Below are 22,700 nucleotides of genomic sequence, written 5' to 3' on the forward strand. Positions count from 1 at the left end.
TCTGAAATCCCCCTAGCCGTGCTCGAAGCGGGTCGCGCTGCGATCCTTCGGGTCGGGTTCCAAGCCCAGGTACTGGCTTCGCAGCTTATCCCAGAGGGCCAGACGTGACCAGTCGGGCGCCTCGAGGCGTTGCATTTCGTTTGAGTAGAAGGGGTTAGGCAGGAAGATGGTGATCTGCTGCTCACCCTTGCCGTTAAAGAGGCGTATGCCCCAACTGCCGGGGCTGCCATCGGCATTGAGCCGGCGGTAGAACTCGGCGCGGGCAGTGCGGCGCTGCCGCGCCAGTTCAGGATCGATCGGGTTCTGCGGCGAGCCTTTGTACTCTCCGATACACAGGTGGAAGTGCCAGGGGCCAAAGTCTACCGTCAGATAGCCATTGTTCAGGCTGATGCGCGTGGGGGCGTTGGGGGCCTTGATTTCAAACACCGCGCCCTGGATATACGGACCGAAGATGAATTCGTTCCAGTGATTGCTGAACAGATCGCTGAAGAGGCGGTAGAGCGTCTCTTCGGTTGGCTCGAATGGAAAGATCTCCAGCGTGCCAACGCCCGGTTCGACGACGATGCGCGGTTCGGTTGTAGCCATCGTGCGATCTCCTTCATACACTTCGCGCCCTTGCGCCTTTGCGTCAACTTTGCCAAGAAGCGCGCCAGGCGTTCCCTCCTCATCACGCTGCTTCCTCCATCACCGCCCGCTGGCGGATCAGGGCGACCAGTTCGCGCAGCGAGGCCACCCGCTGCGGCGCGGCCCCGTCGAGCCAGACGTTCCAGCGCGGCGCTGGTTCGCTGCCGGAGATGATCACCCGTATCGGCGCCGGTTCGTCGCCGCCGACGACCAGGCAGCCGGCCCGCTCCAGGGCGCGGGCGGTCCACACGCCGACCAGCCCGTCGCCGACCAGGGCCACGCGCCGGTAGGCCGGCGGATGGACGTGGAAGTGGCCCTGATGCCGGTCAAAGGTGATCCCCTCACTGGCAAAGGCGGCCTCGAAGGCCCCGCCGAGCACCAGGTCCTCTGGCGCGCCGACGCGCATCACGCCCCCCGGCGCCAGTAGCCAGAGAGCATCGGCGCTGCGCAGGGCCAGGTCCAGATCATGGGTCGAGAGCAGCAGCGCCCGGTTGGTCTCGCGGGCCAGGCGGCGCAGCAGGCGCATCATCTCCACCCGGCGCGGCAGGTCGAGGAAGGCGGTTGGCTCGTCGAGGATCATTACCAGCGGCTCCTGGGCCAGCGCCCGCGCCACCATGACCCGCTGGCGCTCGCCGTCGCTCAGTTCGTGCACCAGCCGGGCCGCCAGGTTCACCGCGTCCACCGCTTCCAGCGCCCAGCGGGCAACTTCTTCGTCACGCGGCGTCAGCCGGCCGGTCCAGTCGGTATGGGGGTGGCGCCCCAGGGCCACGAGGGCGTAGGCGGTCAACTGGCCCACCTCGATGCGCTCGGTCAGCACGACGCTGAGGCGCCGGGCGATCTCGCGGGCGCTCAGGGCGGCCAGGTCGGCCCCGTCGAGGAACACCCGCCCGGCCAGGGGCGGCTGCATGCCTACCAGCGTGCGCAGCAGGGTGGACTTGCCCACGCCGTTGGGTCCCAGCAGGCACACCACTTCCCCGGCGTGGAGGGCCAGGTTCAGATCCTCGGCAATCACCCGCCGCGGCCCGCGGCGGGGCGCGTAGCCGATGCTCAGGGCTTCGGTTGCCAGTACCGTTGTGCTCATGGGCGTGCTTTCGCTACACGAATGGTCCGGGAAGAGGGTTTCCGGGAGGGCGTAGCCCCTCCCAGGCCCTTCCCACGGGCGGAGGCTTGGGGAAACCTGGTTTCCCCACATCCCTCCAACCGGCGGTTCGTGGCGCCCGTGGCGCCTTCACGTTCCTCAAAGCGAGCAGTTGGGTTTCCGGGAGTGCAAAGCCCTCCCAGGCCCTCCCCGCAGGCAGGGGCGTGGGGAAACCGGGTTTCCCCACATCCCATCAACCGACCTGAGATTGCGGAGAGGCGCGGCCTCCTCGCGCCCCGCCGGACAGAGGTAAGCCTGGTCATACGCCAAACGTTCCCCTTCCTACGCCGCGGCGCAGAATGATCCACACCACCACCGGCGCGCCGATCAGGGCGGTAATGGCGTTCAACGGCAGCACCACGTTCGTGCCGGGGGCCTGGGCGACCAGGTCGGCCAGGAGGGCGGCGGTGGCGCCGACCAGGGCGCAGGCGGGGATGAGGACGCGGTGGTCGGCGCTGCGCAGCAGAGCGCGGCAGAGGTGGGGGATGGCGATGCCCAGGAAGGCAATTGGCCCGCAGAAGGCCGTCACCGTCCCGGCAAGCACGGCCCCGCTGGCGACAATGCCCACCCGCGCCTGGCGGATGTCCAGCCCCATGCTGCGGGCATAGGCTTCGCCCAGCAGCAGGGCGTTGAGGGCCTTGGTCAACACCAGGGCCAGCAGCAGGCCGGCGAGGATCGTCGGGGCCAGCACGCGCATCTGCGTCCAGGTCACCCCGCCGAAGCTGCCGAAGCTCCAGGCGACATAGGCCTGAATGCGCTCGGCGATGCTGAAGTAGAGCAGCAGACTGACAATCGCGCTGGTCAGATAGCCGATCATCAATCCCAGGATGAGCAGGGTCACGCTGCTCTGCACGCGCCGGGCCAGGGCCAGCACCAGGATGAGCACCGCCCCCGCGCCGAGGCTGGCGGCGGCAACCAGGCTCAGGTTGCCCAGCAGGCCGGCGACGGCGAGCAGGGTGTTGTTGGCCGCGCCTACGGTCAGCACCACCAGGGCCACCCCCAGACTGGCCCCGGAGCTGACCCCCAGCACGAAGGGGTCGGCCAGCGGGTTGCGGAAGAGGGTCTGCATCTGCAGGCCGCTGACGCCGAGGGCGGCGCCGGCCAGGGTGGCGGTGAGCGCCTTGGGGAGCCGGAAGTCGAAGATGATCGTCTTCCACGTCGCGCGCTCCGGCTGGCCGCCGAGCAGGATGCTCAGCACCTGCTCCAGGGGGATGCGCACCGATCCCAGACTCAGGCTGAGCAAAAAGGCGCCGACGACCAGGCCAAGCATTACTACCAGGGCCAGGGGGCGCAGCCCCAGCCGCGGCCAGGGGGAGGCGGTGGGAGTCGCTTCAGAAGTTGAGCGGGTTATTTCGGCCATACGTGCTCACTTTCGATACGGCACATCCGAGGCATGTGTCCTATATTCTTAATCTTCATCTAAACCTCCCCCGCTGGGTGAGGTAGCCCGGCTCCTCCCCCCGGCGGGGGGAGGCTGGGAGGGGGGCAGAAAGACAAACGGGCCAGAGTCCTCCCGAATCCTGCACGCGACCCGCCAGCTTACGCTACCTGGCCTTCGCAACCCTCCGGGTTGCGCTACTGCGTCCAGATTTGATGCGCCCAATCCAAAATCCGAAATCCAAAATCGAAAATCTCGCTCTACTGCGCCCGCAAACGGTGAAAGACATGCTCCTCTACGGGCTGGTTCCGCTCAAGATGCTCACGCACGATGCGTTCGAGCACGGCTTCGTCCACGTGGTGGTACCAGATCCCTTCGGGATACACCACTACAATCGGCCCGCCGGAGCAGACGCCAAGGCACGCGGCTGTGCCCCGCTTGACCCGCCGGGGATTCTCGTAGTGTCCCAGCGGGCCGAGCAGGCGCGGCAGACGGGCGTAGAGCGCCTCCGCCAGGCCTCGGGGGTCGCAGTAGCTCCCCGTGCAGATAAAGATGTGGCGGGTGTACGGGTTCATTGTGGGTGGTTCAGGCACGGTCAGCCTCCCCTTACCATTTTGGATTTTGGATTTTGGATTTTGGATTGCCGAATATGGCGCCCTGGTGAGACCTGGCGCTGATGTGTTTGAGGTTCGTTCAACAGGATCTGGTACTACTCATTAACCATCTCCATCATCTTCGTTCAGGCTGCGGCTGGCGCGACGTTGCGCCAGGATAAGGGCCAGCAGCGCCAGCAGATACACTCCCAGTCCAAGCCCCAGCCAGAGGACGAAACCACGCGGCAATTCGGCCCGGCGTGGCGAAGCTGCTGGCGAGGCCGGGTATGCCAGCGGCGCCGGGTACGGCATGGCCTCGGGACGCGCGACCCCGCCGGCGGCAGGTCGGGTCGGGCGGGGCGTCGGCGTGGCGCGGGGTGGCGCTACGGTCTGGCTCGTCGCCGAAGCTCCGCCGGTATTTGACTTCCCGCCGGCGCCCGTGGGCGTGGCCGGGGCAGGCGGGACGGCAAACTCGGTCTGGAGGATTGCCGCCGTGGCCGTCAGATCGAGTCGTGGCGTCGGCGACGCCGGAACGATGGCGGTGGGCGTTGGCAGCGCGGTAGCTCGTTCAAGCGCTACAACCGGGGGTGTATCAATCGGTGGGGGCGGCTGCTCCGCCGCGCCGCGCACCAGCGGCAGATGGACCGGCCATGCGGTAGCCGCCGGTCTCGTCTCGCGTGCCGGAAGCGTGGCCGTAGGCGAAGGTCGCACGAAGGTCGGCAACGACTGGCGGGTTGGCGATGCCGCCGGCAGGATAATCGGCGCGTTCTGCTCCAGCGGCGGCGTCGGGGGAGCGGGCGCCGGCGGGGCTGTGTCGGCGGGACGTGGCGTATCGGTGGGTGCAGGGGTGTCGGTTGGCATAGCCGTATCGGTGGGCGTGGGCGTCGTAGTGAGCGTTGGCGCGGGCGTCGCCGCGGCGCAGATCTGCGCGAAGGCGATCACCCGCGACGGCTGCGCGGCGCCCTGACCGTGCCCATCGCCGGGGTAACCCCAGACCCACGCTTCGACATCGCCGGGGAAGACCCGCCGGCGGCTCAGGTTGACCTCCGCCGGCTCGGGGCGCTGCCAGACCCCGTTGCGGAGCCGATAGCTCATCCACAGGCGGCTCTGCGGCGCGTCACCGGCGTAGGCGCACAGACAATTGTCTCGTGGGCATCCCCTGTCGCCGATGCGACATACGAAAATGCTGCCGTACTCGCGAAACATCTGCGTCTCCAGCGGCGCGGCCAGCAGGAGCTGTTCCGCGGTCATCCCGAACGGGTCGCCGGTGTCAACGCAGAAGGTCGCGATGCGGCCATCGTCATACTCGATAACCAGCCCGGCCTCGGTCGGCTGATCGGCGCGGCTGGTGGGGGAGGCGCTCTGCATTTGGGATTTTGGATTTTGGATTTTGGATTGCTCCATATTTTGGATTGGGGATTTCGGATTTTGGATTTGGGATTGCTCTGTATGGCGTTCCGAAGGGACTGAACGGTGATGCGCATGCACTGTGTTCAATCGAAGTTCATATGACGCCGGTACCAGGCCGACCCCCAGCGCCAGCAGCGCCAGAACGCCAACAAGTATGCTGGCGGCGACGGGTTGCCGGGGGCCAGGTTGTCGGGAGTGTTTCATTGGTTGTGGGTGGTAGTCCTCACCCTCCCCCCGGCCCCCGCCCACTCCCCCGCCGGGGGAGAGGGAGGGGGCGCCGAGCGTAGCGAGGCGGGAGAGGGTGAGTACAGAAAAACTCACCTTACCAGCGGTACATACACACGCCAGTTCGTCGTCGTCTGACAGGGATTGCCAAAACGCTCGTCGAAGCGTGGTCCGTCTGCCTCACGCAGCCAGACCCAGCCGTCCACATCGCCGTCGCGCACCACGCGGCCGCTGGCGCCCACGGGCGAAACGCGCCAGCCATTGCGTTCCAGCAGCCAGTACTGCCAGTAACGGGGCGGGTAGGCGCACAGACAGCGCTCCGCCGGGCAGCCCACGCCAGCGATCCCGCAGATGAAGGCGCCGTAGCGTTCATCGTTCACGACAGCGAAGGGTACGCCCGAACGCTCGAGCAAGGCCAGCCCGCTGATCTGCGGCTCCTCGAAGCTGACGCACCGCGTAATTGCCTCGCCATCACCCGTTTGCACGATCAGCCCGGCCCGGTTTTGGCGGGAAGCCCCGGCGGAGGGCGTCGCCGGGGGCGGAACTGCGAGCGCAATCAGCAGCAAGGCCAGCCAGGCGCACCGGAAGGCAAGGCGGCGTAACCGTCTGGCGCGGCGCGCTGCCACCTTCTGTCGCCTCCCGTTCTCCCATTGTTGTGCTCTGCCCCACCGTGTCATAGTGCTTCGCATATCGGTTGCGCCGCATCCTGGATGAAGCGCAGCCGGGGAGGTGACGCAAAGGCGCAACGACGCAGAGCGTAACGCCCGGTCTCTGGTTGGTGTGGCGTTGCTCGAAAAGGTTGAACTGCATTCATGGCGGCACGAGCGCCGCGAGCCACACGGCTCAATGTTCTCAGTGGATCAAGCATTCCGGTCCAGCGCTCTGGACCCTTTATGACCTTTGCGTCTCAGCGTCTTTGCGTCTCACAATCGGCATGCCAGATCACCACCCCCGCCGCCTGCTGGTAGACATAACGATACCCATCTTCATGCGGTGCAAGCAGAGGCGCGAGGTCATACGCCAGCGCCGTGACGACCTCTGGCGGAGTGTTCAACGGCGCCAGTTGGCCGGCGATGGCGTGCGCCGTTTCCCCCGCGATGATGCGCGTCTCGGTCACGATCCGCACCTCGGCCAGCAACCCCTGTTGCCAGAGGGCGCCCGCCAGGTAGAGGTGGTTGGGGAGTTCCGACTCGCTCCAGGCCCCGAAGTAGCGCTCGAACAGCGGGCGATGCGGCGGATCGTTCCCTACCCCATCGAGCACCACAAGAGTCCGTCGGGTGACGGCGACGAGCCTGGCGAGGGCCGCGCCAATATCGAGCTGGCGGTAGAGCGACCAGGCCGCCAGCACCACATCGTGCGGTTCGACCGATGCATTCGGCCAGTCGGCTTCGACCCGGCGGATATTGGTGATCCCGTGGAGGGACGCCTTACGCTCGAGCATATCCAGCATCGCCGCCGATTGATCGAGCGCCGTCACCGAGCGCACGTGCCGGGCCAGGGGGAGGGTGAAGCGCCCCGTGCCCGCGCCAACATCGAGCAGCGTATCGTCAGGGCCAAGCAGGCCGGCGACCAGCGCCAGGCAGCGGGGCACCGCACCCGCCGATCCGGCGCGCACATCGTACTCCGCGGCATACTGCTGCCAGAAGGCGCGATCCTCGGCCGGATCGAGGCGCTTGCTCGGGCGCCGGCGCATCGCGGCGGCCCAGGCGGCGACAAAATCAATCGGCGACGTGCTCACAGTGATTGCTCCTACAGGCTCTCTCCTGCATAACGGCTGTTCGTCTTCGCGCCGTTGCGTCAACCTTCCGCCGCTACGGTGCGGATCCGCGCCAGCACTACCGTCTTGACGCTGGCGATCCCGATGAGGACGAGCTTCATGAACAGACTTTCCGCCAGAAACAGCGCCGCGCTTCCCAGCATGAGCCAGACCAGCGCCAGGGTGACCAGTTTCGCGCGCAGGGTCATTCCGCGTTGAGTGCGCCAGGTTTCGAGGACCGGCCCGAACACGCGGTTGGTGATCAGCCAGCGGTAAAGCCGCTCGGAGCTGCGCACGTAGCAAGCTGCTGCGAGGAGCACAAACGGCGTCGTTGGTAGTCCCGGTACCACTGTTCCGAGCGCGCCGATCCCCAGCGACAGCGTGCCTATGCTGAGGAATAGCCAGCGAAGCGGGCTGGCGCGGGGTTGCGGTGGGTCCTCGATAGGTTCCATTACCGTCTCGCTCGTGAGTCTGTGTGTTGTGCCAAGTCAACGCTCGCCTACAGTGCGTCTCGCCAGTTTCTCGCCCGGAATCATCATTACCGCGACTCCGCATCAACCCCCTCCGTCATCATCCCCAGAGGGAGAAACACCACGTGCAGCCGCCCGGTGGTCGGGTGGGGCGCCACTTCGGCCCGCACCCTGTAGACGGAATAGATTAACTCCGGCGTCAGCACTGCCTCGGGCGGGCCGCTCGCCACCACCTGACCGCCCTTGAGCACATAGATCTGGTCGCAGTACAGCGCCGCCAGGTTCAGGTCGTGCATAGCGGCGATGGTCGTAACTCCGAGTCCGCGCACCAGGTCGAGCACTTCGAGCTGGTAGTGAATGTCGAGGTGGTTAGTTGGCTCATCGAGCACCAGAAAGCGCGTTTGCTGCGCCAGGGCCCGCGCCACCAGCACCCGCTGCTTTTCTCCGCCGGAGAGGGTCAGAAAACTGCGTTCGGCGAAGGAGCGCATCCCCACCTTGGAGAGAGCGTCATCAACGATCCGCATATCCTCGGCGGTGTCGCGGTCGAGCAGATTCTTGTGCGGTGAACGGCCCATCAGCACCATCTCGCGCACGCTGAAGTCAAATTCGCCGCCGTGCTCTTGCAAGACAACCGCGATGCGTTGCGCGGCCTTGCGCGCACTCATGCGCCAGACATCGTCCGCGTCCAGCAGGATGTGGCCGGCATCGGGTTGCAGGACACGGTAGATCGTGCGCAGCAGCGACGACTTGCCGCTGCCGTTTGGGCCGATCAGCCCCACGAAGCTGCCGGGGGCGCAGCGCAGACTCACCTCGCGCACGATCTGCACCCCGGCGACGCTCCACGACACATTCGTAACGTCCACCTTCATCGCCCGCCTCCCAGCGCCCCGCTGGTGCGGCGCATCAACCAGATAAAGAAGGGCGCTCCCAGGAGCGCGGTGATGATGCCAATCGGCAGTTCTTCCGGAGCGACAATCACCCGCGCCAGCACATCCACCCAGATCAGGAAGATCGCCCCGCTCAAAGCGGCAACCGGGAGCAGGCGCCGGTGATCGGCTCCGACGAGGAGCCGCACGATATGGGGCAGCATCAGCCCGACGAACCCGATGCCCCCGCTGACAGCGACGAGCGTGCCGGTGAGCAGCGAGGTCAGGGCGAAGATCTGTTTCCGAAAGCGGTTGGTGTCAACGCCCAGGGTGACCGCTGTCTCTTCCCCGACGCTCAACGCATTCAGGGAACGCGACTGCACCGTGAGCGCCAGCGTGCCGGCAATCAACGCCACAGCCGGCAGACCAAGAAACTCCCAGCGGGCGCTGCCAAGCCCGCCCAGCATCCAGAAGAGCACGCTGCGCACCTGGTTGCCGTCGCGGGCGTTGTAGATCAGAAAGTTAGTGAGGGCGGCAAGGACATATGAAACCGCGACGCCGCTGAGGATCAGCCGGCCGGTTGTTAGCCGCCCGCCCTGACGCGCCAGTGCGTAGACGCAGATGAAGGCGAGCAATGCGCCAAGAAAGGCGGCAATCGAAAGCGAGAAGACGCCGAACCAGGTAATGCCGAGCAGGATCACCGCAACCGCCCCGAGTGAGGCGCCCGACGAAACCCCAAGCAGGTAGGGGTCGGCCAGGGGGTTGCGCACCAGCGCCTGCATGGTGGCGCCCACCACCGCAAGCCCCCCGCCGACGACGGCGCCCAGAAGCACGCGGGGAAAGCGGATTTCCCAGATAATGTTCTCCTGGAACGCTTCCCAATCAGGCTCGATCAGTCCTGGCGCGAGCTGGTGCAGGGCGACGCGCCAGACCAGATCGGGCGCCAGGGGCACCGGGCCGACCATGACCGCCAGGGTGATCGACAGCAGCAGCGCGCCGGCGAGAACCGCCAGCAGTGCGCCAAAGCCGAGGCGCGACGCGGCGAGCGGCTGTGTTGTCGCCTGGACTGACGTTGTGGTCGCCTGGCTCATTTAAAGGCCTCCGGGAAGAGCGCGCGCGCCACCTGCTCCACCGCGGCAGGGTTGCGCACGCCGGCTACTACGCTGGAGAGCGGCAGCACGGCGAAGCGCTGGTTCTTGATCGCGCTCACATTGGCCAGTGCCGGATTGGCCAGCAGGAACGCGCGCTTCTGCTCGGCAGTGGTATCACCGTAGTCGAAGATCAGGATAACCTCGGGGTTGCGGGCAACTACTTCCTCCCAGCTCACATCGCCAAACGTGTCCGGGAGGTCGGCAAAGATGTTTTCGCCGCCGGCCAGGGTGATGATATTGTTGGCGATCCCATTGCCACCCGAGGTAAAAGGCTTGTCCTCCCCGCTATCGTAGACGAAAACCCGCGGCGCCGGGCCGGCAGGGATCTTTGCCTTCACCGCGTCAATCTGCGCCTGCATCTTGCGGATCTGTTCCTCGGCCCGCTCGGGCACGCCGAAGATGGCGCCGATCTTCCTGATGTCGTCGTAGACCGTCTCCATGGTCACGGGGCTGTCGGTGCAGTACTCGGTCGAGAGGAAGGAGTTGGCGCCGCTCGCGGCCAGCCTCTCGCGGGTGCGGCCCGATTCCTCGCTGAAGGCGCTACGGAACCCTCCATAGACGAAATCGGGTTGCGCGGCGAGGAGCGTCTCCAGCGACGGATACTGGTCGGAGAGCACCGGAATGGCTGCGTAGGCCGCCTGGAACTCAGGCAGAATAGCGTCATCGAGGTAGGCGGTGCCGACCATGCGATCCTGGAGACCAAGGGCCAGCATCACCTCGGTGACGTGCTGGTTCATTGTCACCGCCCGCTGCGGCGGCGCAGCATAGGTCTGGGTCAGGCCACAGTTCTCGATTGTCAGCGGGAAGCCGTTGGCGGTGGTGGTGACAACCCGCTCGGCGGACACCGGCGCCGTTGTGGCGGGCGCCGCCGTTGGAGCAGGGCTGGTAGCCGCTGGCGCAGCGCCTTGATTGCCGCAGGCCGCCAGAATCAGGGCCGTAATGATCAACAGAATGATCAGATATATGCCCGGTATACGATGGTTTGTTCGGTTCATAATATTATGCCCTGGCGCGCAACCCGGAGGGTTGCGCGCACAATGCTCATTGCACCACCGTTAACGCCTGACAACCGGCAGATACAACCGCTGCGGCCCCAGGTCGCCGATCACGGCTGCCGGATTGGTCGTCAGGGTCGCGCCGTCCTGAACGCCATCGGGGTCGCTGAAGGTCGCCCGCGCTCGCAGCGTGTCGAAGGGGCCGAAGTTGGCGCCGCTGAGGTTGATCGTCGCCCGGAAGGCCCCTGGCTCGCGCGTGGCCGGGGCGCTCTGGAACGCTGCCAGTTCTCCAGCTCTTGCCGGGCCGCGGATGACGTCCCACTCGATCGTCGCGCTGCCATTGCCGTTCAGATCGCTGCCGAAGGGCGCGATGATCGTGGCCTGGGTGCGCTGGGGGTTCAGTTGGATGATTAGCGGCGCGGTCACCAGACGGTCCGGGTCAGGCCCGCGGTTGATTGGCGTGAAGTTCGAAGCCAGGGGCCCGCTGGTCCGATACGGGTAGAAGGCCCCGAGCAGGGCCGGGATGCTCTGCTGGGTGGCGAGGAGGTTGTTGGCCGCGGGGTTGAAGCTGCCGCTCGCCGGGCCCCAGTGGTAAACGAAGGGGCCGTTGGGCTTCTGGAAGCTGGCCAGCGCGCCCAGGGGCCAGCGGCCCTGCTTGCGCCACTCCGGCCGGGTCAGATCCACCCCGGCGGCGAGCAGCCCCTGAATGGCGTAGGCCGTCGAGTTGCTGTTCACCGCGCCAAAGGCCTCCCATCCTCCGGTGGCGGCCTGGGTGGTGCGCAGATAATTGACGCCGTTAGTCACAGAGGGCGCATTCGGCGCGACGCCGGCAGCGATCAGCGCCTGTAATGCCAGACCGGTCTCATCCGGGCTTCCCCAGCTACCACTGGCTGTCTGGAGGCTGGTCAGGAAATTGATCGCCGCCTGGGGAATCGACTGGCCGGCCGCGACGAGGCCCAACATGGCGAAGGACTGGTTCGTGACGCTGGGCGTGCCGCTGGCAAAACCTCGTTGCGCGTCGGTGCTGTAGGAGCCGTTGGTCTGAAGGGTGGATTGCAGATCGCTCACTAGATTGAAACCCCCAAAACTGGCGGGATTGCCGCCCGCGGCCACCACGCCGATGATCAGCTTGCCGGTCTGGGCCGGGAAGATCCGGTTGCTATCGTCGCGGGTGTAGGTCGGCGCGGCGGTGGCCAGGTAGTCGAGGGGCCCGTTGTTGGCCGAGCTGCGGATCTGATTGGGGTTGTACCCGGCGGCCACGAAAGCGAAGAGCGTATCCAGCGTTCCGCCGGGTGACGAGGCGCTCCCGAAGTCGGGCCAGCCGCCATCGGCATTTTGCAGCCCCCTGAGGTAGGCCAGCGCCCGCTCGACTCGCAACGTGCGCCCCAGGAACAGGGGCTGGTCGGTGAGGCCGTAGAGGGCCTCCAGGGTGGCGTAGGCATTGAAGAAGCGCAGGGCGATGACGCCCTCGCTGTTCTGCAGCCCGCGCAGCGCCTGCCGCGGATTGGTTCCGCCCGTGCCCCAACTGCTGGTCATCGGCACGTAGCCATAGGCCGACAGGGCGGTCATAGCCCAGCCGCTGCTGTTGGCCGGTTCGCCGCTGCCGATGTCTCCCCAGAGGGCCGTGCGCGAGGTCTGGTTGGCGCGGAAGAAGGCCACAGCCCGTTGCACCGCCGGATGGGTCGGCGGCACGTTGCCGCTGCCGATCAGCGCCAGCAGGCCGTAGCCGGTTACATCAATGTTGTTGATCCAGCTCCCGTTCTCGCGCTGCCGCTCAATCAGCCACTGCGTCGCCGCAGTGGGGATGGGGCGTCCCGCGGATACCAGGCCCAGGATTGCCAGGGTCTGGTTGATCTCACTGGCGCGCCCGCTGGCAAAGCCCTCGACCGCATCGGTGCTATACGTGCCATCGGCGCGGTAGACCCCCTCGAGCGCGGCGATCAGGTCCACGCCGCCGAAGTTGCGCGGGTTCAGCCCGGCGGCGCTCACCGCTCCCAGCACCAGCCCCGCGCGACCGGGGAAGAGATTGTCGGTTGCCGGCGTATCATCCTTATAGATGTAGCCGACGGTTTCGGCGGCCAGATAGTCAGCCAGGGTCCGGTTGTTACTGGAGACCAGGGCATTGGCCGGGTAGCCGACGGCATTCAGCGACATCAGCAGCCGGCTGGTGCCGCCGGGATCGGCGCCGGCCCCGAAGGAGTTGATGCCCCCGCTGGCCACCTGCTGGGTCCGCAGGTACCCGACGGCCCGTTCAATCGCCTCACTCTCGAAGTAGGGATAGGTGGCGCTCGCCGACTGGGCCGGCTCGGTCGCCAGGCTTACAGGTGCGCGTCCAAGCGCAATTGTGCCGAGCGCCAGGGCAATAACGAGCGTCAGCAGCGCCGACCAGGAGCGTTTGCGGTTCATGGCTCGTTTCTCCGATACTACAGCGACATCTCGTCGTGGCGGGGATTTTCGGAGGGGTGAAGCCCCTCCGAGCCTCCTCATTAAAGAAGAAGTATCGTTAACGTGCTTTCTTGGGAGGGCTTTGCCCTCCCCTTTGGCAGAGACGAGAAGGAATGTCTCCGGTCCTCCCACCTCCACACCTCCACACCTCCACACCTCCACACCTCCACATCTCCACACCTACTCCAGGCGCTGGTAGAATACGAACTCGTGGTCCGGCAGCAATTCAGGGTGGAAGATGGCGATCAGGTCGGCCAGCACGAGATCGGGGTTGGTCACGCCGGTTTCCCAGTAGTCATTGCCGCCGTTGGCATTCAGGCGCCTGTTGTTGTTGTAGACCCTGCCGTTCTGGAAGGCGGCGAACTGGGCGAAGCGCTCGTCCTGGGCCAGACCCTCGGCCAGGGTTTTCCAGGAACCGGGGTTGACCCAGATGTCGGCGTCTTTAGCGCGGTCGAGCACCTCCTCGAAGCTCAACTGCATACTGCCGGTCGAGGTGTCATCGGCCCAGAGGTAGGCCGCCCCTGCGTCGGCCAGGAGCTTCGCGGCGTAACTGTTGCCGCCGGGCATGTACCACGTGCCCCGGAAGGGCGCGCCGGAGAAGACCGTGGGCTTGTCGGTCACCGCCTGCGCTTTTGCGGCCATCTCGGCGTAGCGCCCGGCGATCCCCGCATACACCTCGGTGGCCAGCGCTTCACGGTTGAAGAAGGCGGCAGTGAACTTGATCCACTCGGCCCGTCCCAGAGGGGTTGGTTCCATGTACTCGCTGTTCATGGCCACCTTCAGGCCGGCTTCGAGCAACTTCGGGTGCGAGTCGAACTCCGGGTTGCCCACGCCGTAGGTCATCACCAGGTCGGGTTCGAGATCGATCGCCTGCTCAACGTTCAACTCGGCCCCGCTCCCGATCTCCTTCAGCTTGCCGGCCTCGATCAGCTCCACCACCTCGGGCGTATTGATGTACTTGAAGGTGTCAACGCCCACCAGGCGATCCAGCAGATCGAGTTCCTTCAGGTGCGGCAACTGGGTGGTAGACATGGTGATGATGGACTTCACCGGCACCTCGATCACCTGGGCATCGCCCACGTCTGGCGGGGCGGGGGTGCCGCACTGCACCAGCACGTAGCGAAACTGGACATCGGCGTCGCGCCAGGGGTTGAGCACGGTTATGAGCTTGTAGTTGTTGAAGTACTCAATGGTCCAGCCGGAGGCATCTTCGAGGGTGACCTTTTCAGGGAAGTAATCGAGGTCGGGGTCGTAATCGGTGACACAGCCTTCGGTGAGGTTGGTGACGGGCGCTTCGAGAACCGCCACCGTGGGCGCGGGGGTAGGAGGGGCGGCAGTAGGCGCGGGCGGAGGGGTTGCGGTAGCCGGCGCCGCTGGCGTGGCCGTGGGCGTCTGAGTGGCGCGCGGGCCGCCACAGGCGACGAGGGCGATGGCGAGGAGCAGGGTGGCCATCCAGGAGAGTCGGAAACGCGACATGGAGTTTCCCTTTCGTACCGAACTGGGGAGCGGACCTGTCCCTGGGTATGTAACGATGAGGCGTGGGCGCCTCATCACGGGCCACGTTCATCAGCGCAGAACCACGGCGATGAGCGCCGCAGCAGGCGCAGCAGCGCCGCCTGGCGCGACCGTTCCCAGGCGAGGCGCGTCAGCGCGGTATGCGCGGCGGCGGTGGGCAGCCAGCCGAGCAGTTCCATCTCCTGCTCGGCCTGCGCGGCGCGTTCCATGCTTGCCGCCAGTTCGTGCCAGAGTTCGTCGTCGAGGTGCATTTCTGTCCTTATGTGTCGGGCGGCCTGACCGCCCTAGTAGTCTGTGCACGAAGTTTCCCGGTATTCTGCCCGCCCGGTCATGCTGAGCGCAGCGAAGCATCTTCCGCCTTCTGATGCGGTAGACCCCTCGCTGCGCTCGGGGTGACAGGCACCGGGAAACTTAAGTTACAGACTACTCAGTAGTCTGTGAACGAAGGTTCCTTTCATTTCCGCCCCCCTCCCAACCTCCCCCCGTTGGGGGGAAGAGCCGGACTCCCTCCCCCAGCGGGGGAGGGGGCGGAGTTACCGAAAAACTTCGTTCACCGAGTACTTAGACTCGCTACCGCGGACGGCCTTCGCGTCTTAATTGATAGTAGTAATCATTAATCTTGTGCCTGACAAAAGGGATTGGACAGGTTCTGCCCACCTCATCCCTCCTATGGCTAGCCGGAGGGCTGCGCTGTGATCCAACAAAAAGCCCCCGCCTCATCAGAGAACGGGGGTGACGGGTACGACCGGCGCCTGTATGGAGAAGGGTGCTGGGGCGCGGGCCATGTTCGTCCTCCTTGGCTCGAGAAGGGCGGAACAACAACGTCGCGGCAGGCATCCTGACTTCCGGCGTTCGACTGAACAGCCGGTTACAGTTGCGGCACAGCGCTGGACTTGCACCAGCTTCCACCTTTATGCCCTGGCATCCGGGCCAACGGGTCACCGCGACAGGTATTGGGTTGCGTAGGTGCTGATGGCGCACATTATACGCAGAAGCGTCGAAACGTGCAAGGGAGGCGTCAGACCATTCTGGATTGTGGATTTTGGATTGTGGGGGTCTGATGAGACCTGATGATGATGCGCAGGCAGGTTATTGAACGGGCATTCAGGGCCTTCCTCCTTATGTGATCCGCACATCAACCCGGTCGCGCAGGGCGTTGCCCAGCACGTTGACGCAGAGCACAACCATCGCGATGCAGAATCCTGGAGCAAGCATCAGCCGCGGCACGCGCTGGAAGAGCGGACGGGCCTCATTGATCATATTGCCCCACTCAGGAGTAGGCGGCGGCAGCCCCAGTCCGATAAACGAAAGCGCCGAGAGGTTGAGAATGACCGCGCCCAGGTTGATGGTCGCTACGACCAGGGCCGGCCCCAGGATGTTCGGCAGGATGTGGCGCGCCAGCAGCCGGCCCGTGCTGACCCCGATCGCGCGGGCGCCTTCGATGTAGGGCGCGGCCAGTTCGCGCACGATCAGGGCGCGGTACATGCGCGCGTACCAGGTCCAGTTGGTCAGCACCAGGGCCAGCACGAGGTTGCCGAACGAGGGGCGCAGGAGCGCAGTGAGGGCGAGCGCCAGCAGCACCCCCGGTACGGCCTGGAAGGTCTCGGTGATCCGCCCGATCACTCCATCGAGCCAGCGCGGGCCGAGCGCCGCCGCTGCGCCGAGCGCTCCGCCGATGCCAGTGGTGCCCAGGCAAACCAGCAGCGCTCCCAGCAGCGACCAGCGTCCGCCCGTCAACAGGCGCGCCAGGGTATCGCGTCCGTACTGATCGGTGCCCAGCGGGTGGGCCAGCGAAGGTGGGGCGAGGCGGTTGTCAATCGCCTGGGCCAGCGGGTCGAGCGGCCAGAGCAGCGGCCCCACTACCACCAGCGCCACCATCAGTGCCAGACCCCCCAGAGCCGCCCGGCCACTGGCGCCCAGGCCGCGCTGCCGGCGCCGTTCCACCGACGACCGGACGGCGCCCGGTCGCCGTCGGCCCTCGCCTGCGGTAACCGCCGGGGCAGCCCTGGAGGAGACGAGACGATCGCTCATATGCTCCGTACCCGCGGGTCAAGCGTGAACATCAGCAGATCGGCCAGCCAGTTGCCGAGCACGTAGATTCCAGCAGCCATGAGCACACAGAGAGCCAGCACCGGCATATTGCCCAGCAGGGCCGCGTCCACCGCCAGCCGGCCCACCCCCGGATAGGCGAAGACCGTCTCGATGATCACCGTGCCGGTGAGCAGATAGGCCGCCTCCAGGGTGATCGCGGTGACCACTGCCGGCCACACGTTCGGAAGACCGTGGCGCCAGACTGCTTCACGCGAGCTGTATCCCTTGGCCTGCGCGGTAACCATGAAGGGCTGGCCGAGCACGTCCAGCGTTGCGGCGCGCACCAGCCGCGAGAGCACGGCCACGTTCGGCAGGGCCAGGGTGATCGCCGGCAGGAGCATGCCGGCCAGGGTGGGGCTGCCCAGGGCAGGCAGCCAGCGCAGGGTGGCGGCGAAGACCAGCATTAGAATCAGGGCCACCCAGAAGCCGGGGGCAGCGGCGCCAAGCACAGCCAGCGCCTGAAGCAGAGCGTCGAGCACGCTGCCACGCCGGATGGCGGCGATCAGCCCGAGTGGCAGCGCCACCGCCAGGCTCAGGGCCAGGGTCAGCCCCGCCAGCATCAACGTGGCCGGGAAGCGCTCGCTGTAGATCGCCCACACCGGGCGCCCGCTGCGGTAACATGCCCCGAAGTCGCCCCGCAACGCCCCGGACAGCCAGTGCAGGTAGCGCGCTGGCAGCGGATCATCAAGTCGCAACTCGGCCCGTTTGGCGGCCACTAGTTCCGGGGTTGGCATGGTCACCCCTTCGGCGATGAGCAGCAGGCGCGCTGGCTCGCCCGGGGCCAGGGCCATCAACCCGAAGGCCAGCAGGCTGACCAGCCAGAGCGCCAGGAGGCCGCCGCTAATGCGGGCCAGGAGTTGCGCCAGCATTACCGTGTCACCTTCAGATCGCGAGTGACGAGGTAAAGATCGTCCGGGTGGGGCGTATAGCCGCTCACCACTTTGCCGTTGAACGCAGTGATCAGCGGTGGGACTACCAGGTAAATATTGGGCGTATCCTTCGCGACGATCTCCTGCATCTGGCGCGCCAGCTTCTGGCGCTCGGCGGGATCGCTGGCGGCCTGGAGTTCCTTGAAGAGCGCCTCCAGCGCATCGTTGCGGTAGCCGCCGTAGTTATAGGAGGCCCCTTCAACCAGCGTGACGCCCGGCATATACTGGGGATCGCTTGCCACGCGCACCGAGAACATACTGGCCTGGAACTCGCCACCCTCGATCTGCGAGGTGATGTCCTGCACCTCCTCGACCTTGACTGCGAAGCCAATCGCGCCGAGCTGAGCCTGGATGGCGATGGCGATCGGCGTCAGTTCCGGTCGTCCAGGGTAGCTATAGAGCGTGAACTCTAACCGCTGGCCGTCCTTTACGCGCACCCCATCGGCGCCCGCGACCCAGCCGGCCTCGTCGAGCAGCCGCTTCGCTTTCTCAACATCGGTCGCCTGGGCGGGTACAATCTCGATGCCCACCGAGGGCGGGTACATATTCGCGGCCACGCTGCCCTGGCCGTTGAGGGTCGCAGCCAGCAGCGCCTCGCGGTCAATCGCCCACGCGGCTGCCTCGCGCACCTTCACATCATTGAAAGGCGCGCGCGTATGGTTGAGGATCATATAGTGCAGGCGCGTGCCGGGCACGCTGGTCTGGGAGATGTCGGCGGGCAGGCTGGCCGCGATATCCGGGGGCACATTGGTGAGCATATCCAGGTCGCCACTCTGAAGGGCCAGGGCGCGCGCGTTACCGTCGGTGATCTTGCGCACGATCAGCCGCGCTAGCGGCGGCGGGCCGCCCCAGTAGTCGGCGAAAGGCTCCAGTACGAACTCCTGGTCCTTTTCCAGGCTCACCGGACGGTACATGCCAGTGAGGATCGAGATCCCGTCCTGGGCGGGCCGGTGGATGACGAAGTTCCAGTTTGCCAGGCTGTAGGGCAGGTTGCCCGCCGGCGCCGGCGTGCGCAGCGTGAGCGTGCGTTCATCAATGACGGTGATCGCAGTGTCGGCCGGTACGAAGTTCTTGGCGCCGGGCAATGCCGTCAGACTGTCCTGGAGCGAGGCGGCAACGGCCTCAGCAGTCATCGGGCTGCCGTCGTGGAAGCGCACGTTCTGGCGCAGCGTCACCTGCCAGGTGTTCGGGTCAAGCTCGGTGATCGTCTCGGCGAGCCAGGGCTCGAGCTGTTGCTCCGGGGTCAGGCGGGTCAGCGTCTCGCCGGCGCCGTAGGTGATCATGGTGAAGCCGGTCGAGCCCTGGGTAACGTCCAGGGTGGCGGGGATGCTCAGACCGGTGCCGATACGCAACTCGCCGCGGCTCGCAGCCGTTGGCGCGGTCGGCGCCGTCGTCGCAGCGGGTAACTGGGCGCCGGGGGTCGCGACCGGCGTCGTCGTCGGCGCCGCGCCACAGGCGACGAGAACCATCAGAGCGAGCAGGGTGGTCAGGTAGTGAACGAGTGATCGCATAGGCTTCTCCATGACAAAGATGGCGGCAACTCAAGAGTTAGTATATGCTAATTTAAAAGATTTTAAAGTGCTTGCATTAATGCCTGGCACCGTTGAGCGTCTCAACCGGCGCGAGCTTAATCCGGGGGCCACTCTCCCTGGACATACGGGTATACGTACCTGATAGTATACATCATTCAAAGCCGCCGCCGTCCAGTGTGGGATCGGCTCGTGATGGCCCTTCTCCCGAAACGCACCTTACAACGTAGCGCCGGCCACGGCGCTTGCTAGCTCGCGCGCAAGTTCAAAGGAGCGCCGGGCCACGCTCTCCGTCAGCAGGCCAAGCCCGCAGGTCGCCGTGATTATGGTGTGCTCCTTCAGCGCGATACCAGGCGGGCCGCTGCGGCTGGCGACGATCCAGCGCACCAGAAGGTCGGCGAGAGAGACACTGGTCAGATCGCTGAACGTGGGCACGATGCCAAAGGCCAGAACGCCGCCACTGGCAAGAAAGCTCCGCACGGCCGGCTCGGTGCAGAAAGCCTCGCTGCGCTGGTAGGCGTCGAAGGAGACGACGTCGGCCCCGGTCGCGCACAGCAGCGCCAGCGGCGGCGTCCGGTCAGGCAGGGTCGCGCAGCAGTGAACGCCAACCAGCGCCCCCGCGGCCCGCAGCGCCCGGCTCAGCCCCTGCACGATTGCCAGCATCTGCCCGTCCCCCGGCTCGGGCAGGAAGGCCAGGCAGGGTTCGTCGAGCATCAGCAGCACCGGCGTGCGCCAGCGGGCGAGGCGGGTGATCTGCCAGCGCGCCAGACTCTCGACATACGCGCTCACCACGGCCAGCCCCTCCGGATCGTACAGCAATGGCTGCTCGTCTACGAAGATCTGGGCGGCGAGGGTCAGCGGGCCGATGATCTGCCCCTTCAGCGCGACCGCGCGAGGGAAGGCATTCGCCGCCAGGGCCGCCTCGAGGGCGAAGAAGCCGGCAGCTACCGCCGGGGTCAGTTCGCCGCGGGCATCGGCGAGCCGGTTCAGCAGCGTCGCCCGGTTGCGCGCCTCGAGCTGGTAGCCATAACGCCCCTCGCGGGTCCGCAGCAGGTCGGCAACCGGGACAAGCGCCTGCGCGACCATCAGTTCGCCTGGGGCGCGCTGCGGGAGCTGTGGCCAGAACGGGATCTCCGGGCAGAATTCGGCCACCAGTTGTACTGCGGCTGCCGGATCGGCGTGCGGCAGGCTGCCGATGCCGGTGATTGCCCCGCCGCCCAGGGTGGCGCAGGTCAGGGCCGTCGTGATGTGCATGCTTTCCTCACAGTGATACGATAGCGCCGCATAGAGGAGTTTCTGGGGGGCATGCCTGCCGCCTGGAGGCAGGGGTGTGGGGCAATCTACGTTTCCCCCCACCCCTCCGAGTCGCCGCGCGCACGTTAGACGCTCATGAGGGCGCATCTTCGCCGTTGCTGGAGGAGGCCGCGCCTCCTGGAGTGATGCGATGTTCCTCGACTGGCCGGCCTGCCACCAGGTGCTCGGCCACAATGCGCCTGATTGCGTCCGGGGTCAGGTGACCGTACCAGACCCCGGCAGGGTAGACCACCAGCACCGGCCCACAGCCACAGGGGTAGAGACAACCGGTGGCGGTCACGAGCGTGCGCTCAGCGTTGCCGCGCAGACCATGTTCGTCCAGGCTCGCCCGCAACTGGCGCCAGCATGCGCTTGCGTCGAGCGCCGTGCACCGGGGTCCCCGGCAGGTCAGCAGGTGGAACTGGTGCGCTGGCAGGATCTGCCAGCTCTCAGGGTCGTGCTCCCAACCCTCCGGAGGCAGGCTGCGCACGTCCGTCCCTGTCTCGGCGGCCTGCGCAGCAGCTAGCAAAGCCGTGGCGAGCGCCGGTTGCTCAATCAGGCCCGCACCCATCACGATCGCCAGGTTGCTAGCCGGGTTGGCCGCCTGCCAGCGTCGCGCCACCCTGGCCATCCAGGTCTGGAGTCTGGGTTCCCGGGGAATGCTGACCGGAATGACCAGCGTGCGGCTGGCCCCGGCGACTGCGCAGGCGTCCAGCGCCTGGGGCAGCGAAGGCTCGCCCTGGTCAATCAGCGCCGTCAGCACGAGCGCGTAACGCCCGCTGGCATACACCATGGCAGCCATCTGCTCGAGTTGACGGCGTGGCGCAGGCCCATGGTTCCCGCGCCCGAGAAGGATGACGACATCGTGCATCAGGCTGCTCCTATGCTAGATATGGCGGTACAGGCCGTTCAAGATGTGTTCAAGGATAAAAAGCGCCCCCTCGGCCCCCAGCAGCTTCTTTGGCATAACATCCAGGTAGCTGCCGCCGGGCATGGCGATCTCGACCCCGGCCACGCGCGCGCTGCTGCTGCGCGCCCGGTCGTTCAGGGCCCGGCTCCCCACCACGGCGTCCGGCATCCGGTTGGGGTCGATCTCCACGCCCCAGGCATCGGCGCAGCCAATAGCGGCCAGATACTCGCGCAAGGGCCGCGCATACGCGCTGTTCTCGTCGCTGAGCCGGATTGCCAGCGGTATCATCCCCAGGTAGCCGTGAAGCCAGCGTGTGAGCGGGTAGGCAAGCGATCCCTCTGCCTGCAACGCGAAGGTCGCGCCCTTTGGCAGGCCCGTCAGCGCATTGAAGCGGCTGATCGCCTCGTAGCTCAGCTGCCGGGCCGACCGTACTGCAGCGAGAGCCGGGGCGGGATCGGCGTTGACCGCCTGGCAGACCTCCGCCAGCCAGGACTCCGTCGCGTCGAAGCCAACCGGCGCCCCGTGCTGTGGAAACACCCATTCCATGCCATAGCGCTCGTGCAGCCAGGCCGCCAGCCTGCTGCCATACTCCTCGTGGATCAGACGATGCAGACCACATCGGCGTAGCCGGCGTGCAGGGGCACGGCGAAGCCGCCGCAGACCACGTCGCCCAGCACATCGTAGAGCACCACGTCGAATGCCGCCGTATCCAGCCCCAGCCGGTCGAGCAGGGCGAAGGTGCTCAGGATGCCGCGTCCGGCGCAGCCGACGCCCGGCTCCGGCCCCCCGGCCTCGACGCAGGCCACCTCGCCGTACCCGCGGTGCATTACATCGGGCAGGCGCTGCCGATCAGGCGGGGTGTCGCGCAGGTACTCAAGCACCGTTGTGATCCGCCGGCCGTCCAGCAACAGCCGGGTCGAGTCGTGTTTGGGGTCGCAGCCGACCTGCAGGACCGTCCGGCCCCTTGCGGCAAAGGCCGCCGCCAGGTTGGCCGCGATGGTGGATTTGCCGATGCCGCCCTTGCCGTAAAGCGCAATCCGCATGATCACCTTACCTTTGGACCACCGGTCTCAATGGGCCTATCGCTAGAGGGTGAGGAGTGGAACATCAAAAAAACCGGCCTCTTGCGAGAACCGGGAAAGAACTCACACTCAGCGCCCTGGATGGGGGAAGGTATCGGGGGCGTGGTCCATGTTCGTCCTCCTTGGCTCGAGAAGGGCGGAACAACAACGTCGCGGCAGGCGTCCTGACTTCCGGCGTTCAACCAACGGCCGGTTACAGTTGCGGCACAGCGCTGGACTTGCACCAGCTTCCACCTTTACGCCCTGGCATCCGGGCCAACGGGTCGCCGCGACGGGTATGCGTTGCACAGGTGCGAGATG

General features: G+C 66.3%; 21 protein-coding genes and 2 riboswitches. All 21 genes read right to left on the reverse strand.

Features of this window, described 5'->3' with window-relative positions; translation table 11 throughout:
- Positions 1 to 12: 12 nt before the first annotated feature.
- The 21 genes from NZU74_02830 to NZU74_02930 all read right to left on the reverse strand — a co-directional run bounded on the left by NZU74_02830 (position 13) and on the right by NZU74_02930 (position 22,361).
- Positions 13 to 585, reverse strand: coding sequence for a hypothetical protein (locus tag NZU74_02830; GenBank protein MCS6880242.1), 573 nt, complete (start codon positions 583 to 585; stop codon positions 13 to 15).
- Positions 586 to 667: 82 nt separating this feature from the next.
- Entirely contained in the window at positions 668 to 1,705 is a 1,038-nt protein-coding gene (locus NZU74_02835; protein ID MCS6880243.1) for an ABC transporter ATP-binding protein, read from the reverse strand.
- 316 nt (positions 1,706 to 2,021) lie between these two features.
- Entirely contained in the window at positions 2,022 to 3,122 is a 1,101-nt protein-coding gene (locus tag NZU74_02840; GenBank protein ID MCS6880244.1) for an iron ABC transporter permease, read from the reverse strand.
- Positions 3,123 to 3,400: 278 nt separating this feature from the next.
- A complete protein-coding gene (locus NZU74_02845) occupies positions 3,401 to 3,733 on the reverse strand; it encodes a (2Fe-2S) ferredoxin domain-containing protein (protein ID MCS6880245.1) in 333 nt (110 codons plus the stop codon).
- Between the two features lie 123 nt (positions 3,734 to 3,856).
- The gene (locus NZU74_02850) at positions 3,857 to 5,101 is read right to left on the reverse strand and encodes a hypothetical protein (protein ID MCS6880246.1); all 1,245 of its coding nucleotides are present in this window, start codon (positions 5,099 to 5,101) and stop codon (positions 3,857 to 3,859) included.
- Between the two features lie 359 nt (positions 5,102 to 5,460).
- Positions 5,461 to 5,994 carry a hypothetical protein gene (locus NZU74_02855; protein MCS6880247.1) on the reverse strand — a complete coding sequence of 178 codons (534 nt, stop codon included), beginning with the start codon at positions 5,992 to 5,994 and terminating at the stop codon, positions 5,461 to 5,463.
- A gap of 281 nt (positions 5,995 to 6,275) precedes the next feature.
- The gene (locus tag NZU74_02860; GenBank protein MCS6880248.1) at positions 6,276 to 7,106 is read right to left on the reverse strand and encodes a class I SAM-dependent methyltransferase; all 831 of its coding nucleotides are present in this window, start codon (positions 7,104 to 7,106) and stop codon (positions 6,276 to 6,278) included.
- A 59-nt stretch (positions 7,107 to 7,165) separates the two neighbouring features.
- Positions 7,166 to 7,576: a YbaN family protein gene (locus NZU74_02865; protein ID MCS6880249.1), complete on the reverse strand. Its 411-nt coding sequence runs from the start codon at positions 7,574 to 7,576 to the stop codon at positions 7,166 to 7,168.
- Positions 7,577 to 7,662: 86 nt separating this feature from the next.
- Complete coding sequence (locus tag NZU74_02870) at positions 7,663 to 8,463, reverse strand: ABC transporter ATP-binding protein (GenBank protein ID MCS6880250.1); 801 nt, start codon at positions 8,461 to 8,463, stop codon at positions 7,663 to 7,665.
- Entirely contained in the window at positions 8,460 to 9,551 is a 1,092-nt protein-coding gene (locus tag NZU74_02875) for an iron ABC transporter permease (GenBank protein ID MCS6880251.1), read from the reverse strand. Before NZU74_02875 ends, NZU74_02870 begins: the two co-directional genes overlap by 4 nt.
- Positions 9,548 to 10,606 (reverse strand): ABC transporter substrate-binding protein, encoded by a 1,059-nt coding sequence (locus NZU74_02880; GenBank protein ID MCS6880252.1) that lies wholly within the window; start codon positions 10,604 to 10,606, stop codon positions 9,548 to 9,550. The genes NZU74_02875 and NZU74_02880 overlap by 4 nt, the downstream gene beginning before the upstream one ends.
- Before the next feature lie 60 nt (positions 10,607 to 10,666).
- Positions 10,667 to 13,012, reverse strand: coding sequence for a hypothetical protein (locus NZU74_02885; protein MCS6880253.1), 2,346 nt, complete (start codon positions 13,010 to 13,012; stop codon positions 10,667 to 10,669).
- 219 nt (positions 13,013 to 13,231) lie between these two features.
- The gene (locus NZU74_02890) at positions 13,232 to 14,527 is read right to left on the reverse strand and encodes an ABC transporter substrate-binding protein (GenBank protein ID MCS6880254.1); all 1,296 of its coding nucleotides are present in this window, start codon (positions 14,525 to 14,527) and stop codon (positions 13,232 to 13,234) included.
- Positions 14,528 to 14,601: 74 nt separating this feature from the next.
- Entirely contained in the window at positions 14,602 to 14,817 is a 216-nt protein-coding gene (locus NZU74_02895) for a hypothetical protein (protein ID MCS6880255.1), read from the reverse strand.
- 559 nt (positions 14,818 to 15,376) lie between these two features.
- Positions 15,377 to 15,527: riboswitch (cobalamin riboswitch) on the reverse strand.
- A 158-nt stretch (positions 15,528 to 15,685) separates the two neighbouring features.
- Positions 15,686 to 16,597 carry an ABC transporter permease gene (locus NZU74_02900; GenBank protein ID MCS6880256.1) on the reverse strand — a complete coding sequence of 304 codons (912 nt, stop codon included), beginning with the start codon at positions 16,595 to 16,597 and terminating at the stop codon, positions 15,686 to 15,688.
- A complete protein-coding gene (locus NZU74_02905) occupies positions 16,594 to 17,526 on the reverse strand; it encodes an ABC transporter permease (protein MCS6880257.1) in 933 nt (310 codons plus the stop codon). Before NZU74_02905 ends, NZU74_02900 begins: the two co-directional genes overlap by 4 nt.
- Complete coding sequence (locus NZU74_02910) at positions 17,526 to 19,097, reverse strand: ABC transporter substrate-binding protein (protein MCS6880258.1); 1,572 nt, start codon at positions 19,095 to 19,097, stop codon at positions 17,526 to 17,528. The genes NZU74_02905 and NZU74_02910 overlap by 1 nt, the downstream gene beginning before the upstream one ends.
- 237 nt (positions 19,098 to 19,334) lie before the next feature.
- Positions 19,335 to 20,369: a hypothetical protein gene (locus NZU74_02915; GenBank protein ID MCS6880259.1), complete on the reverse strand. Its 1,035-nt coding sequence runs from the start codon at positions 20,367 to 20,369 to the stop codon at positions 19,335 to 19,337.
- Positions 20,370 to 20,502: 133 nt separating this feature from the next.
- Positions 20,503 to 21,279, reverse strand: coding sequence for a hypothetical protein (locus NZU74_02920; GenBank protein MCS6880260.1), 777 nt, complete (start codon positions 21,277 to 21,279; stop codon positions 20,503 to 20,505).
- 15 nt (positions 21,280 to 21,294) lie between these two features.
- Positions 21,295 to 21,894, reverse strand: a complete 600-nt coding sequence (locus NZU74_02925; GenBank protein ID MCS6880261.1) for a hypothetical protein — start codon at positions 21,892 to 21,894, stop codon at positions 21,295 to 21,297.
- Between the two features lie 23 nt (positions 21,895 to 21,917).
- Positions 21,918 to 22,361 carry an AAA family ATPase gene (locus NZU74_02930; GenBank protein ID MCS6880262.1) on the reverse strand — a complete coding sequence of 148 codons (444 nt, stop codon included), beginning with the start codon at positions 22,359 to 22,361 and terminating at the stop codon, positions 21,918 to 21,920.
- Between the two features lie 175 nt (positions 22,362 to 22,536).
- Positions 22,537 to 22,686: riboswitch (cobalamin riboswitch) on the reverse strand.
- Between the last annotated feature and the right edge of the window lie 14 nt (positions 22,687 to 22,700).

Source organism: Chloroflexaceae bacterium (genome assembly GCA_025057155.1).
Lineage (GTDB): Bacteria > Chloroflexota > Chloroflexia > Chloroflexales > Chloroflexaceae > JACAEO01.